The following is a 14,159-nucleotide window of genomic DNA, read 5'->3' as shown; positions in this document are numbered from 1 at the left end:
GATCTGGCGGTCGTCGGGGGGACGCGGCCCGGTGCGGGAGGGTGTATGAACTCGGCCCAGGGGGGCGAGGACGGGCTGCACCCGTCCGTCGGGACCATCGACGAGACCATCCCGCCGCTGCTCACGGCCGCGTTCGACGCCGGCGGCGAGATGGGCGAGCGGCTGGGCGGGTTCGACTGGACCAGCAGTCCGCTCGGCTCGCCGGCCGGCTGGCCGGCGGCGCTGTGCCACGCGGTCGCCACGATGCTCTCCTCCCGGGCACAGATCGTGATGTTCTGGGGGCCGGAGCACCGCGCCTTCTACAACGACGCCTACCTGCCGACCATCGGCGCCAAGCATCCGCACGTGATCGGCCAGCCCGCCCGGGAGCACTGGGTGGAGACCTGGGACGTGCTCGGGCCGCTGCTCGACTCGGTCCGGGAGACCGGCGAGCCGTACCGGGGCGAGAACCACCCCTTCGTGCTCGACCGGCACGGCTTCCTGGAGGACGTCTACTTCGACGTCTCCTACGACCCGATCCGGGACGCCGACGGCGGCATCAACGGGATCTTCTGCATCGTGAGCGAGACCACCGGCCGGGTGCTCGGCGAGCGCCGGCTGCGGGCCCTGGCCGAGCTGGGCGCCGGCTTGGCCGAGGCGGAGCAGTCCGGCGAGCTGGGGACGGTCCTCGCCCGGGTGCTCGACCGGCACCGGGCCGACGTCCCGTTCGACCTGGTCTACCTGCGCGACGGCACCGGCCGGCTCACCCTCGCCGCCCGCAGCGGCGGCGCGGCGATCGACCTGCCACCGCTCGGCGCGGCCGCCACGGCCGTGCTGAGCCGGGTCGCCGACGGCGGGGCCGCCGGCACGGTCGACGTCGCCGACCTGTTGGCCGAGGTGCCGGACGGGGTCGCCGGGCAGGCGCTGGTGCTGCCGCTCACCGCGACCAACGAGCCCGCGGGGGCCCTCGTGGTGGGAGTGTCCGCCCGGCTGCCGCTCACCGACGACTACCGCACGTTCCTCGACCTGGTCGCCGCCCAGCTCTCCCGCGCGGTGGGCCGGCAGCGGGCGTACGAGCAGGAGCGGGCCCGGACCGCCGAGTTGGCCGCCCTGGACCGGGCCAAGACGAGCTTCTTCGCCAACGTCAGCCACGAGTTCCGCACCCCGCTGACCCTGGTGCTGGGGCCCCTGGAGGACCTGCCCGCCGCCCGGGTCGCGACCGCCGACGTACCGGCCGCCCCTGCCGAACCGGCGCAGGCCCGGCTCTTCGCCGCCGAGAGCTCGCTGTGGGCCGACGCGCCGCCGGCCACCTCGGCGGCCGTGTCCGCCGGCCCGCTCGACCGGCGCCCGGCCGGCCGCATCCTGCTCGCCGACGACAACGCCGACCTGCGCGAGCACGTCGCCCGGCTGCTCTCCCCGACCTGGGAGGTGGTGGGCGTGCCGGACGGGGTGGAGGCCCTGCGTCAGGCCGTGCAGACCCCGTTCGACCTGGTGCTGACCGACGTGATGATGCCCCGGCTGGACGGGTTCGGCCTGGTCACCGCGCTGCGCGCGGACCCGCGTACCCGGCACGTGCCGATCGTGCTGCTCTCCGCCCGGGCCGGCTCGGCCGAGGCGGTCGCCGGCCTGTCGGTCGGCGCGGACGACTACCTGACCAAGCCGTTCTCCAGCGAGGAGCTGATCGCCCGGGTCCGGGCGAACGTCGAGCTGGGCCAGCTACGCGGGCAGATCATCCGGCGGCTGCACGCGCTGGCCGACGCCGCCGTCGAGGTGAACACCGCCCGGACCACCGCCGAGGTGCTCCAGGTGGCCGCCCGGCACGCGCTCGGCCTCGCCGAGGCCGCCCGGGTGGTGGTCACCGCCACCGGGGCCCGCTACGAGACCGACGGCGGCGGCCCGGCCGCCGTCGAACCGTCCGTCGTGTTGCCGCTGACCGGCACCGCCGGCGAGCAGCTCGGCGAGCTGCGGGTCTGGGGGCGCGCCGACGGGTCCACCGACACCGTCCGGGCCGCGCTGACCCAGCTCGCCCGGCTGATCGGCGTACGGCTGGAGAACGCCCAGCTCTACGAGGCCGAGCACCGCATCGTCACCACCCTCCAGCACAGCCTGCTGCCCCGCACGCTGCCCCGGCTGCCTGGCGCGGTGGTGGCCAGCCGCTACCTGCCCGGCAGCGCCGACGTGGAGGTCGGCGGCGACTGGTACGACGTCGTCGAGCTCGACGACCACGAACTCGTCCTGGTCATCGGCGACGTGGTCGGCAAGGGCGTCCGCGCCGCCGCCGCGATGGGTCAGCTCCGCAACGCGCTGCGGGCGTACGTGCTGGAGGGTTACGACCCGGGCGAGTCGCTGACCCGGCTCAACCGGCTGGTCGGCTCGACCGAGCAGCCGTCGTTCGCGACGGTGGTCTGCCTGTGGTTCTCCTCCCGCACCGGGCGGCTGCGCTACGCCAGCGCCGGGCACCCGTCTCCCCTGCTGATCCGAGGAGACGCGGTGGGCTTCCTGCACGACCGCGCACTCGGGCCGCCGGTCGGTGCGATTCCCGCCGCCTCGTACCGGACGCTGGAGGACGAGCTGGCCCCCGGCTCCCGGCTGCTGCTCTACACCGACGGCCTGATCGAGGACCGCCAGCTCGGCATCGACGCCGCCCTCGGGCAGTTGCGCGCCGACGCCACCCGGCACGCCGGGCACGTCGCCGACCTGGTCGACGCCGTCGTCGAGCGGGTGGCCTCCCGGCCCCGCCGCGACGACGTCGCGGTCCTCGCGCTGGAGGCGACCGAGCCGAACCGGTTCGCGCTGCGGCTGCCGGCCGACCCGGCCCGGCTCAGCGTGCTGCGCCGGCGCCTGGAGGACTTCCTCGTCGCCCACCGGGTCGGCGAGACCGACCTGTTCGACCTGACCGTGGCGGTCTCGGAGGCCGCCGCCAACGCCATCGAGCATCCGGTCGAGCCGACCGAGCCGACCATCGGCGTGGAGGTGACCATCGCCGACCGCACGGTGGTGGCCACCGTCCTGGACACCGGGCGGTGGCGGGAGTCGACCGGCGCGGGCTTCCGCGGCCGGGGGCTGGAGCTGATCAGGGCGCTCGGCGACCTGACGGTCAGCCGGACCGCCGAGGGGACGGAAGTGACGCTGCGCCGGCGGCTCCAGGACTGACCGCGGCCGGCCGTCGGGGTGGACCGGGCGCGGCCGGCGGGTTTCAGGCCGGGCTCAGGCCGGGGCGACCCAGGTCTGCTCGGCCAGGCCGGAGATCTCCAGCACCCGCCGGACCTGGCGGGACGGCAGCACGGTCAGCGCGTCCGGGTAGCGCCGGGAGAGTTGGACCACGGCGTGGATCGCGACGGAGTCGAAGAAGGTGACCGCCCGCAGGTCGAGGGTGACCCGGCCGGCCGGCTCGCGCAGGACGCTCTGGAGCATCGTGTCGGCCGTGGCCATGTCCACCTCGCCGGAGACCACCACGCGGACGTGTTCGCCGTCGGTCTCCGCCCGGGCGGCGAAGACGGGAGGTGTTCCCCCTTGATCCACGCAGCACACGATCGCACAGCGGTTGTGGTAGGTCGTCGTCGTGGGAGAGGTCACGGCCGCCGCCGGGCACCGCGCCCGCGCGTCGCGAGCCGGGCCGGCGATAGGCTTGCGCCATGACCGTCCGTGCGCCGCTGACCCCCGGCACGCTCTCCCCGATGCGACCGGTGCCGGGTCACATCGTCCGACCGGAGTACGTGGGCAAGAAGCGTCCCCAGGAGTGGCGCGGCTCGCACGTGCAGACCCCGGAGACCATCGAGAAGATGCGGGTGGCCGGCCGGCTCGCCGCCCAGGCCACCCAGCTAGCCGGGGAGCACTGCAAGCCCGGGGTGACCACCGACGAGATCGACCGGGTGGTGCACGAGTTCCTCTGCGACCACGGGGCCTACCCGTCGACGCTCGGCTACAAGGGCTTCCCGAAGTCCTGCTGCACCAGCCTCAACGAGGTGATCTGCCACGGCATCCCGGACTCGACGGTCCTGGCCGACGGAGACATCATCAACGTGGACGTCACCGCGTACCTCGACGGGGTGCACGGCGACACCGACGCGACCTTCTGCGTGGGGGAGGTCGGCGAGGAGGCCCGGCTGCTGGTCGAGCGGACCCACCAGGCGATGATGCGGGGAATCAGGGCGGTCGCTCCGGGCCGGCAGATCAACGTGATCGGCCGGGTCATCGAGTCGTACGCCAAGCGGTTCGGCTACGGCGTGGTCCGCGACTTCACCGGCCACGGCATCGGGGAGTCCTTCCACAGCGGGCTCTACGTGCCGCACTACGACAGCCCCCGCCCCACGGACGTGATGGAGCCGGGGATGACCTTCACCATCGAGCCGATGATCACCCTCGGCACGTACCAGTACGACATGTGGGACGACGGCTGGACGGTGGTCACCAAGGACCGCAGGTGGACGGCCCAGTTCGAGCACACCATCCTCGTGACCGAGGACGGTCACGAGATCCTGACCCTGCCATGACCGAGACCCCCGCAGCCCTTCGTGAGGCGCACCACGCGGACGTGTCCGGCGGTTGGCTGCGGCCGGCCGTGTTCGGCGCGATGGACGGCCTGGTCACCAACATCGCCCTGATCGCGGGCGTCGGCGGCGGCGGGGTGTCGCCGCGCAGCATCGTGCTCACCGGTGCCGCCGGCCTGGTCGCCGGGGCCATCTCGATGGGCCTCGGCGAGTACACCAGCGTCCGGTCGGCCAACGAGCAGGTGGCGGCGGAGGTGGCCAAGGAGCGCCGGGAGCTGGAACGGCACCCGGAGGCGGAGGCCCGCGAGCTGGCCGACGCGTGGGTGGCCCGGGGCCTGCCCCGCGACCTGGCCACCCAGGTCGCCGAGGCGGTGCGGCGCAACCCGGAGGAGGCGCTGCGCGTGCACGTCCAGGAGGAGCTGGGCGTCGACCCGGACGTGCAGCCGAGCCCGTGGGCGGCGGCGACCTCGTCGTTCCTGTTCTTCTCGGTCGGTGCGCTGGTCCCGCTGCTGACGTACCTGTTCGGCGCGACCAGCCTGTGGCTGGCGCTGGCCGTCGGCGGGGTCGGGCTGTTCGTGGCCGGGGCGGTCGTGGCCCGGTTCACCAGGCGCCCCTGGTGGTCCAGCGGCCTGCGGCAGCTCCTGCTCGGCGGGGCGGCGGCCGGCGCGACGTACCTGGTCGGCAGCCTGATCGGCATCCAGGGCGGCCTGTAGGCAGGGGCACCCTCCCGACCGCCGGCGGCGCGGGGCCGGCGAACCACCGCCCGTGCGGCCGGGATCAGCCGGCGAGCAGGTCGTCGATGGTCCCGTCGACGGGCCGGCCCCGGGCGGCCAGCTCCTCGGCCTGCCGGGCCAGCACCGCGCCGACCTCGGTCATGTCCGCCCCGGCCAGCCCGGTACGCCGGACCGCGTCCCCCGGGTCCCGGAAGTAGGTGCGGCTGAGCAGCCCGTTCACCGTGGCCGCCGCGAGCCGGGCCTCGCCGAGCATCAGCAGCGCCTGGTCCGTCTCGTACCACGCGGCGAGCCGGGCGGCCCGGGAGTGCGCGGCGCAGCCCCGGTACCACGCCTGCCGGGCGGCGTCGGTGAACTCCGCCGGCCGGGCCCGGGCCAGCCGGGCCAGGTGCTCGTCGCGCAGCGTCGGCAGCCAGCCGGTCGGGTCGTGCACCGGCCGGGTGGTGACGTACCGGTCGGCGGTGAGCGGCCACAGCGCGGTGATCGCCCGCGCCTGGCGGAGGTGCTCGTCGGCGGCGGCGACGCTCAGGTCGACCAGGACGCCGTCCACCCGGCGGGTCGCCGGGGCCGGGCCCGCGCCGGCCCGGTACGTGGCGATCAGCAGCCCGACCTCGCCGTCCCCGCCGCCGTCGTCGTCACCGTGGGCCAGCGGGCCGTGCGCCGCGACCGCGAGGACGTCGGCCGGGAAGCGCCGCCTCGCGGCGTCCGCGACCCGCTCCGCCACCGACCACCGGGGATCGTCCTGGTACGGGTCCACGAACCACCTCTGCCTCGCCGACTGCCCGCCGGGCCGGCCGCCGGGAGGGCCGCCGCGACGCCGGCTCCACCCTAGTCACCGGTCGGCGGCGTCGCCCGGTTCGCCGCGCCCGGCCGGCACCAGCCGGAAGACGCGGATCTCCCGCCCGCCGGCCCGTTCGACGTACGTCCGGTACGCCGGCCACTCGGTGACCAGCAGCGTCCAGAGCCGGTCGCGTTCCGCGCCGGTGGCCACCTCGGCCCGGACGGCCACCCGCCGGCCCTTGACGTCCACCTCCGCCTCGGGGCGCGCGAGCAGGTTCATCGCCCAGCCGGGCTGGTGCTGCTGCCCCCAGTTGGAGCCGATCACCACGTAGGCGTCGCCGTCCGGGACGTACAGCAGGGGGTTGCTGCGCGGCAGGCCGGAGCGCCGGCCGGTGGTGGTGATGACGAGCGAGGGGATCAGGCCGAGCGCGACCACCCGGCCCCGGGTGAGCCGGCCGACCACCCGGTCGGCGGGGACGAGCAGCCGGGCCACCGCGCCGAACCAGCGGTGGTGGCCGAGGCGACGGGTGAGGCTTCCGAGTGCGGGCACCCGACCAGTCTGCCGCCCCGGGGCCGGCGGCGGCACCCCCGATCCGGACCCGCCGCCGGCCCGCCGGCGCAGTCAGTCGAGGCGGCGCTCGACGGCCAGCCGGGACCGGGTGAACAGGCCCGCGCCGAGCATCGCCACCAGCGGCACCACCACCAGCACCCCCAGGGTGGGCCAGGGCACCACGACCGGGTACGGCTCCTGCACCGGCCAGGCCGTGGCGTACCGGCGGTTCGTGGCGGCCAGGACGATCACGGCGGTGCCCAGCCCGGCCACGATGCCCAGCGCCGAGCCGAGCCCGGCGATCACCCCGGCCTGGCAGAGCGACAGCACCCGGCGTAACCGGGGGCTGGCGCCCACGGCCGCCAGGGTGGACAGGTCGGCCCGTCCCTCGGCCGCGGCGAGGCCGGTGGCGACGGCCGCCGCGCCGACGGTGATCAGGCCGGAGGCGATGGCCAGCAGCAGCAGGACCGGCCGCCGGTCGATGTCCGGACGCCCGCGCTCGACGACCACCTCAAGCGGGGCGAGGCGCCGCAGCTCGGCGTCGAAGCGGTCCCGCTGGTCGGGGGTCGGCGCCGCGTCGGTGGCCAGGACATAGCCGACCTGGCGCGCGGCGAGCCCGATCCGGGCGGCGGCGGCGTGGGACAGCACGAGCTGGTCCACCTCGACCTCGCCGCGCAGCACGTACCCGGGCACGGTGGACCGGACGGTGCCCCTCGACTCCGGCTCGTCGGGCGTCCGGGTCGCCGCCAGGGTGACCCGGCCGTCGAGGAGGTAGCGCGGGTCGGTCACCACGGCGCCGCCGGCCCGCAGCACTCGCCGGGCAGCCGCGACCTCCTGCGGGGCGGCGCCGGTGAGCGCGGCCAGCGCGTCGCCGTCGTCCACCACCGACGGCAGCGAGTAGCCGGAGTATCCGCCCGACAGCCATCCGACGCAGCGCGGATCGGCCCGGGCGCGCAGCCGGACGGCGGCGTCCCGGAACTGCGGCACCTCGTACGGGCAGGCCTGCCCGGGCGGCAACTCCGCCCGGACCTCGCACCACTCTCCGGCGGTGGCGGCGGGCGCGGCGCAGGCCGGGGCGTCGACCCGGGCCACCGTGCTGGGCGGCAGCTCGGCGGCAGCGACCTCGGCGACCCGGGCCACCGGCGGCAGCGGCCCGGTCGCGGCGCCGGAGTCGAGGACCAGGACGTGGCCGTACGGCAGGCCCGGCCGGTAGGTGGCCGTCGTGCGCGCGTCGTCGCTGGCCACGTACACGCCGAGGGCGACACTGCCGGCGACCGCGGCCATCACCGCCGAGATGGCCGGGGCGGCGGAGGCGCGGTTGCGGCTCGCGTCCCGCAGCGCGACCCGGGGGGCCAGCGGCAGCCACCGGCCGGCCCGGGCGAGCAACCCGACCAGCGTCGGGGTGGCGAAGACCAACCCCAGCTCGCCGAGGACCAGGCCGGCGAAGAGCACCGGCGTGACGCTGCGGGCGGCACCCAGCGCCGCCACCGCCGCGCCGCCGGCGGTCAGCGCCGCCCCGAGCAGCGGCCAGCGCCGCCGGTGCGGGGGCGGGGTGCGCCGGCCCGCCAGCCCGGCCACCACGTCCTGCCGGGCGGCGGTCCAGGCCGGCGCCAGCGCCGCGAGCACCCCGGCCAGCGCCGCGACCGCGGCGATCGCCGCCAGGGCGGCCGGAAAGATCCGGTACGCTCCGAACCGCGCCTGGACGACGTACTCCTCCGTCAGGGGCCGGGCGGCGACCGCGGCGGCGATGCCCAGCGCCAGCCCGGCGGCGGCCCCGGCGCAGCCCAGCACCACCCCGTCGGCCAGCACGATGCGGCGCAGGTGGGCGGCGTCCCCGCCGGCCACGGCGACCAGGGCGAGGTCCCGCCGTCGGCGGCGCACCCCGACGGCGAACGCCGGCCCCACCAGCAGCACGACCTCCAGCAGACCGAGGCCGCCGATCAACACCGCGTTGCCGGCGTCCTCGGCGCTCACCGACGCGCCGAGCAGCCCGACGTCGACCCCGGGGTGGGGCGCCGGGGTGCGGGCGACCACCGCGATCCCGCGCGCGTTGAGCCGGTCGGTCAGTCCGGGGTCGACGTCGTCCGGCAGGTCGGCGAGCCACCTCGTCTCGCCCCGCGAACCGACCGGCGCGCGGGCCGTCGGTGGCAGGGCCACCATGGGACCCAGGTCGTCGGGGAACTCCACCACCCCGACCACGGTCCGGTCGCCCGAGCCGTCGGCCGGGGCGACCCGGTCGCCGGGCCGGACGTGCAGCCGGCGCAGCGCCGCCCGGTTCAGCCCGATCTCGTCGGCGGCCGTCGGCGGGCGGCCGGCGAGCTGCCGGGCCTGCCCGCGCAGCAGTGGATCGCCGAGGTCGAGCTGCCGGCCGTCGAACATCTCGCGCCGGTTGCCGACGCGCACCTCGAACGGCACCCACCACAGCACCTCGCCGACCCGGCTGCCGGGCGGCAGTTGGGCGGTCAGCTCGGTGGCGGTGACCGGCCGGGTCCGGTGCTGGACGCCGTCGCGGGGGTAGCCGTTGTCGCCCCAGGCGTCCTGCGTCAGCGGGCCGTCGGCCAGCCAGCGCAGCTCCGCGTCGGCGGTGCCGAGCTGCCGGTCGATCCGCTCGGCCCGGGTCAGCCGGGACATGTCGTAGCTGACGGCGGCGAAGGCCAGCGCCAGCACGGGAAGGGTGATCATCGCGAGCACCAGCGCGGTGCGTCCGCGGGCCCGCCCGGCCTCCCGCCGCGCGATACGCAGCGCGGCCCGCCAGGAGCGCAGGGCCGCCACGATCCGCCGTTGCCGGGCGCGGGCGTCGCCCCCGCCCGCCGGGGCCGGCCCCGGCACGTCGGCCGGGCGCCGGCCCTGCCGGAGCGGGGCGGTGGCCGCCCGCTTCGGGCTCACCGACCGCTGCCGGCCAGGAGCTGCTCGACGCCGCCCAGCGGCGCCGTCGAGTCCACCATGACCCCGTCGCGCAGGAACACCACCCGGTCGGCCCAGGCGGCGTGTCGGGCCTCGTGGGTGACCAGCACGGCGGCGGCGCCCGCGTCGACCCGGCGGCGCAGCAGGCGCAGCACCGCCTCGCCGGTCTGCGAGTCCAGCGCGCCGGTCGGCTCGTCGGCGAGGACGAGCCGTCGCTCGCCGACCAGGGCCCGGGCGATGGCCACCCGCTGCTGCTGCCCGCCGGACAGCTGGTCCGGGAAGCGCCCGCCCAGCTCGGTCAGCCCCACCTCGTCGAGCGCGGCCCGGGCCGCCCGCCGCGCCTGCCGGACGCCGACGCCGTCCAGTTCGAGGGGGAGCGCGACGTTCTCGGCGGCGGTGAGACTGCCCAGCAGGTTGAGGTCCTGGAAGATGTAGCCGATCCGTCGGCGGCGCACCCGGGCCAGTGCCCGGCGGTCGAGCGCGCCCAGCGGCTGCCCCTCGACGAGGATCTCGCCCGCGGTCGGCCCGTCGAGCCCGCCGGCCAGGGCGAGCAGCGTGGACTTGCCGGAGCCGGAGGGCCCCATTACCGCGACCAGTTCGCCGGGGCCGACGGTGAGGCTGACGCCGCGCAGGGCGTGCACGACTGCCTCGCCGCTGCCGTGGGTACGGTGGACGTCGCGCAGGTCGAGCACCGCCGTGCCCACCTCCGGCGCGTCGTCCGGTCCGCTCACCGCCGTGCCTCCTCGCCGTTCCGACCCGCCGTCTGCGCCGTCTCCGGCGGCCGGCCGGCGGAGGCAGGCCGGCCGCCGGGCCCCGTCGCCGGCCGGTGCCGCACGAGGCTCGTCTCGCAGTGGTCCAGCCAGCGGATCTCCGCCTCGGCCTGGAACACCATCGCGTCCAGCACCAGCCGCCAGGGCAGGTCCTCGGGACGGTCGCTGGCGTACTTCAGCCGGGTCAACTCCTGCAACGCCCGCATGGTGGCGGTGCGCTGGGTCTGCACCACCGAACGCACGTCCACGCCCGGGGTGGTCAGCGCCAGGGCCAGCTTGATGGCCAGCTCGTCGCGGGGCCGGTCGGTCCGGCTGATCGGGGTCGCGAACCACAGCGCCAGGTCCGCCCGCCCGGCGTCGGTGATCTCGTACGGCCGCTGCCCGCCCTCGTTCTCCGGCAGCGGGCGCACCAGCCCGTCCCGCTCCAGCCGGGACAGCGTGGTGTAGACCTGCCCGATGTTCAGCGGCCACGTCGAGCCGGTCGACTCCTCGAACGCGGCCCGGAGCTGGTAGCCGTACATCTGGCCGCGTTCGAGCAGCGCGAGCAGACCGTGACGGATGGACATGGCTCCGGAGTATGCATACCTGGTATGCCGTCCGCAACCGGGGGCGGTGGCCCGCGGCTCCACGGTGAGCAGCGGAAACGCTCCGCAGCCGGTCAGTCGGGCCGGCCGGGGAACGCGACGGTGACCGGGGTCACCCCGGCGGTGCGCCGCCAGCGGGTGGCCCGCACCGCGCAGTCGGTCAGCGCCGCGAGGGCCCGGTTGCGGTCCGCGCCGGTGGTGTGCGGCAGCGCCGCCCGCCAGAACGCGGCGGTGCGCTCCTCCACCTCGACCGCCAGCCGCAGCGCGCTGGCCGCGTCGGTGACGGGGAAGGGCAGCGCGTACCCGGCCTTGTCGGCGGGGACCGGGCCGCCGGCCGCGCTGAGCTGGAGCACCAGCGCGTCGCGCCGGGCCCGGTGCGCCGCCTCGGCCCGGCGGGCGGCCGTGCGGGCGGCGTCGGTGAGCCGGACCCCGATCGGCGCGTACGCGAAGACCGCGGCGTACTCGGCGGCGAGCGCGTCGGCCAGCGCCTGGGCCGGCCCGGAGGGTGCCTGTCGGTGGATCATTTCAGCGCCTCCACGTGGGTGGCCCGGGCGGCGGCGATCGAGCCGAGCAGCGCCGCCCGCCCGGCCGGCGCCCCGGCGCAGAGCTTCGCGGCCGACTCGCGCCCGCGCTGCTCCGCCTGCCGCAGGTCGGCCAGCGTCGCCGCCCGGTCGCCGCCGGCGCTGGCCCCGGCCGACGGCCCGCCCGGGGACGCGGACGCCGGGCGGCCGAACAGCGTCGCCAGTTCGGCGGCGTGCGCCTCGTGGGCCTCGGCGATCGGGGTGAGCAGCCCGGCCAGGCCCGGGTCGGCGGCCAGCGCGGCGCGGTGCCGGGCGGCCAGTTCGCGCGCCTCGGCGGCGAGTGGTTCGAGCGGATCGGGGGCCGGGTCCGGTTCCTCGCGGTCGAAAAGATCACAGCCGGTCAGCGGTGCGGCGGCACCGCCGAGCGTCAGCAGTGCGCCGGCCCGCAGCAGGTTTCGTCGGGAATGTCCTGGTGCCCGGTCGTGCTGTGTCGTTCTGCCCCTCGCCACCGGACAAGTCAACACCATCCGAGCACGGACGGGGGCGACCGGCGTCGGTGCGCCGCCCGGCCCGTCGCGCGGTGGGCGCGTTACGCTCTGCGCAGCCACCGGGGCGGAGCGCCGGTGGCGTGCCGGCATGGCGTCCGACCGGGCGCCGTCGATCACGAAAGGGTGCGCCAGATGACGCAGCGTGGCCGTGCCACCAGGTCGACGGGGCCGACGGGGAGACCCCGGCGCGCCGACGGCCCCCGGGGCGGTGACCGCGTCGGCGGCCCCCGGGGCGACCTCGCGGCCCGGCGGGCCCGGTTGCGCGCGGTGGTCGAGCCGGTCGTCAACGAGGCCGGGTACGACCTGGAGGACATCTCCGTCTCCCGGGCCGGCCGCCGGCACGTGGTGCGGGTGATCGTGGACGCCGACGGCGGGATCAGCCTGGACGCGGTGGCGGACGTCTCCCGGGCCGTCTCCGCCGCGCTCGACGCGGCCGAGGAGGCCGGCGGCGACATCCTGGCCGGCGAGTACCAGCTCGAGGTCAGCTCCCCCGGAGTGGACCGCCCGCTCACCCTGCCCCGGCACTGGCGGCGCAACGTCGGCCGGCTGGTCAAGGTGACCGCCAGGGCCGCGCTGCCCGGGCCGCGCGCCGAGCAGCCCGCGGGCGACCGCCAGGTCACCGGCCGGGTGGTCGAGGCCGACGACGAGCGCGTGGTGCTGGAGACCGATTCCGGCCGCGCGGAGTTCCGTCACACCGAGCTCGGCCCCGGCCGGGTTCAGGTCGAGTTCCACCGCCTCGACGAGGCGGGCGACGACGAACTCGACGACATCGAGGACATTGACGACATCGACGACGAAGATGATGTGGAGGACGAGGAGAGGTGAACATCGACCTCGCGGCGCTGCGCGCACTCGAGCGCGAGCGGGAGATCCCGTTCGACACGATCCTCGCGGCGATCGAGACCGCGCTGCTGACCGCCTACCGGCACACCGACGGGGCCGAACCGCACGCCCGGGTGGAGATCGACCGGAAGTCCGGCGCGGCCCTGGTCTACGCCCAGGAGTTGGACGACGACGGCAGCGTGGTGCGGGAGTGGGACGACACCCCGCACGACTTCGGCCGGATCGCGGCCATGACCGCCAAGCAGGTGATCCTCCAGCGGCTGCGGGAGGCCACCGACGAGGTGCACTTCGGCGAGTACGTCGGCCGCGACGGCGACCTGGTCACCGGCGTGGTGCAGGCGCACGAGGCGCGGTCCGAGAAGGGCATCATCACGGTCGACCTGGGCAAGCTGGAGGGCGTGCTGCCGCAGTCCGAGCAGGTCCCCGGCGAGCAGCCCAAACACGGCGAGCGGATCCGCTGCGTCGTGGTGCACGTCGCCAAGGGGATGCGCGGCCCGCAGATCACCCTCTCCCGGTCCCACCCGGCGCTGGTGAAGAAGCTGTTCGCGCTGGAGGTCCCGGAGATCGCCGACGGCACCGTGGAGATCGGCGCCATCGCCCGCGAGGCCGGCCACCGCACGAAGATCGCGGTGCGTTCCACCACGCCGGGCGTGAACGCCAAGGGCGCCTGCATCGGCCCGATGGGCCAGCGGGTCCGCGCGGTGATGAGCGAGCTGCACGGCGAGAAGATCGACATCATCGACTGGTCGGACGACCCGGCCACCTTCGTCGGCAACGCGCTGTCGCCGGCCAAGGCGCTGCGGGTCGAGGTGGTGGACCTCGCCACCCGCACCGCCCGGGTGACCGTGCCAGACTTCCAGCTCTCGCTGGCGATCGGCCGGGAGGGGCAGAATGCCCGACTTGCTGCCCGGTTGACCGGTTGGCGGATCGACATCCGGTCGGACGCGGAGCAGACTTCCACGGCCGCGCGGAGCGGGGCCGATCACGTCCGGGAGCCGGGCGGAGCGATCTCGGGCAGCTAGGGGTAGACTTCTTCCGGTGGTACGACGCGCGCTGCCGGAGCGCACCTGTGTGGGTTGCCGGCGACGTGCGCCGGCCAGCGAATTGCTGCGGATGGTCGCGGTCGGGGACGAGGCTGGTCACAGCCTCCGGCCCGATCCGGCTCGCAGGCTGCCGGGTCGGGGAGCGAACATGCACCCAGATCCGGCCTGCTTCGCGCTGGCGGTGCGACGCCGCGCCTTCGGGCGCGCGTTGCGGGTCACCGGGGTCGTCGATCACGGTGAGCTGGCCGAGCATCTCGATGCGCCAACCACTACGTCCGGTCATCCCGACCGGGCGAGGGTCGCTAGCAAGGTAGGACGACCGACATGAGCACACGATGAAGTCCCTGAAATGACCAGGCTTCAAGTGCACGAGTGAGGTCGCTGCGGGTGCTGCCCGCACGACCTCGGAGTGAGGA

Annotated in this window: 14 protein-coding genes; 6 read left to right on the top strand and 8 right to left on the bottom strand. The window is 76.1% G+C overall.

What is annotated here, in order from left to right; all coding sequences use genetic code 11:
• Positions 1-45: 45 nt before the first annotated feature.
• Positions 46-3,132 (top strand): SpoIIE family protein phosphatase, encoded by a 3,087-nt coding sequence (locus OOK41_RS26740; protein WP_266267123.1) that lies wholly within the window; start codon positions 46-48, stop codon positions 3,130-3,132.
• A gap of 54 nt (positions 3,133-3,186) precedes the next feature.
• Here OOK41_RS26740 and OOK41_RS26735 read toward each other — a convergent pair whose 3' ends face one another.
• On the bottom strand, positions 3,187-3,501 hold the full coding sequence (locus OOK41_RS26735) for an STAS domain-containing protein (RefSeq protein WP_117666435.1): 315 nt from the start codon (positions 3,499-3,501) through the stop codon (positions 3,187-3,189).
• 113 nt (positions 3,502-3,614) lie between these two features.
• Here OOK41_RS26735 and map point away from each other — a divergent pair, with 113 nt between their 5' ends.
• Both map and OOK41_RS26725 read left to right on the top strand, forming a co-directional pair.
• Positions 3,615-4,472, top strand: a complete 858-nt coding sequence (map, locus tag OOK41_RS26730) for a type I methionyl aminopeptidase (protein ID WP_117666438.1) — start codon at positions 3,615-3,617, stop codon at positions 4,470-4,472.
• Entirely contained in the window at positions 4,469-5,182 is a 714-nt protein-coding gene (locus OOK41_RS26725) for a VIT1/CCC1 transporter family protein (protein ID WP_117666439.1), read from the top strand. Before map ends, OOK41_RS26725 begins: the two co-directional genes overlap by 4 nt.
• Positions 5,183-5,246: 64 nt before the next feature.
• On the opposite strand, the gene OOK41_RS26720 is transcribed toward OOK41_RS26725, so the two are convergent.
• The 7 genes from OOK41_RS26720 to OOK41_RS26690 all read right to left on the bottom strand — a co-directional run bounded on the left by OOK41_RS26720 (position 5,247) and on the right by OOK41_RS26690 (position 11,761).
• Positions 5,247-5,957 carry a nucleotidyltransferase domain-containing protein gene (locus tag OOK41_RS26720; RefSeq protein ID WP_117666441.1) on the bottom strand — a complete coding sequence of 237 codons (711 nt, stop codon included), beginning with the start codon at positions 5,955-5,957 and terminating at the stop codon, positions 5,247-5,249.
• Positions 5,958-6,032: 75 nt separating this feature from the next.
• Entirely contained in the window at positions 6,033-6,530 is a 498-nt protein-coding gene (locus OOK41_RS26715) for a nitroreductase family deazaflavin-dependent oxidoreductase (protein WP_266267122.1), read from the bottom strand.
• 72 nt (positions 6,531-6,602) lie between these two features.
• The gene (locus OOK41_RS26710) at positions 6,603-9,416 is read right to left on the bottom strand and encodes an FtsX-like permease family protein (RefSeq protein WP_266267121.1); all 2,814 of its coding nucleotides are present in this window, start codon (positions 9,414-9,416) and stop codon (positions 6,603-6,605) included.
• Positions 9,413-10,138, bottom strand: a complete 726-nt coding sequence (locus OOK41_RS26705; protein ID WP_117666947.1) for an ABC transporter ATP-binding protein — start codon at positions 10,136-10,138, stop codon at positions 9,413-9,415. Before OOK41_RS26705 ends, OOK41_RS26710 begins: the two co-directional genes overlap by 4 nt.
• Before the next feature lie 23 nt (positions 10,139-10,161).
• Positions 10,162-10,770 carry a PadR family transcriptional regulator gene (locus OOK41_RS26700; RefSeq protein ID WP_266267120.1) on the bottom strand — a complete coding sequence of 203 codons (609 nt, stop codon included), beginning with the start codon at positions 10,768-10,770 and terminating at the stop codon, positions 10,162-10,164.
• A gap of 92 nt (positions 10,771-10,862) precedes the next feature.
• On the bottom strand, positions 10,863-11,312 hold the full coding sequence (locus OOK41_RS26695; protein ID WP_117666447.1) for a ferritin-like domain-containing protein: 450 nt from the start codon (positions 11,310-11,312) through the stop codon (positions 10,863-10,865).
• Entirely contained in the window at positions 11,309-11,761 is a 453-nt protein-coding gene (locus OOK41_RS26690) for a hypothetical protein (RefSeq protein WP_207892639.1), read from the bottom strand. Before OOK41_RS26690 ends, OOK41_RS26695 begins: the two co-directional genes overlap by 4 nt.
• A gap of 228 nt (positions 11,762-11,989) precedes the next feature.
• Here OOK41_RS26690 and rimP point away from each other — a divergent pair, with 228 nt between their 5' ends.
• Genes rimP through OOK41_RS26675 form a run of 3 tightly spaced genes read left to right on the top strand, consistent with a single transcriptional unit; the run spans position 11,990 to position 14,071 of the window.
• A complete protein-coding gene (gene rimP / locus OOK41_RS26685; RefSeq protein ID WP_117666449.1) occupies positions 11,990-12,682 on the top strand; it encodes a ribosome maturation factor RimP in 693 nt (230 codons plus the stop codon).
• The gene (gene nusA / locus OOK41_RS26680) at positions 12,679-13,722 is read left to right on the top strand and encodes a transcription termination factor NusA (RefSeq protein WP_117666451.1); all 1,044 of its coding nucleotides are present in this window, start codon (positions 12,679-12,681) and stop codon (positions 13,720-13,722) included. The genes rimP and nusA overlap by 4 nt, the downstream gene beginning before the upstream one ends.
• Before the next feature lie 16 nt (positions 13,723-13,738).
• Positions 13,739-14,071 (top strand): YlxR family protein, encoded by a 333-nt coding sequence (locus OOK41_RS26675; RefSeq protein ID WP_117666453.1) that lies wholly within the window; start codon positions 13,739-13,741, stop codon positions 14,069-14,071.
• Positions 14,072-14,159 lie beyond the last annotated feature (88 nt).

It is taken from the genome of Micromonospora sp. NBC_01655, from assembly GCF_026339755.1.
Classification (GTDB): Bacteria; Actinomycetota; Actinomycetes; order Mycobacteriales; family Micromonosporaceae; genus Micromonospora.
Note: the sequence above shows the minus strand (reverse complement) of the source record. Positions and strands in the feature narration are given on the sequence as shown.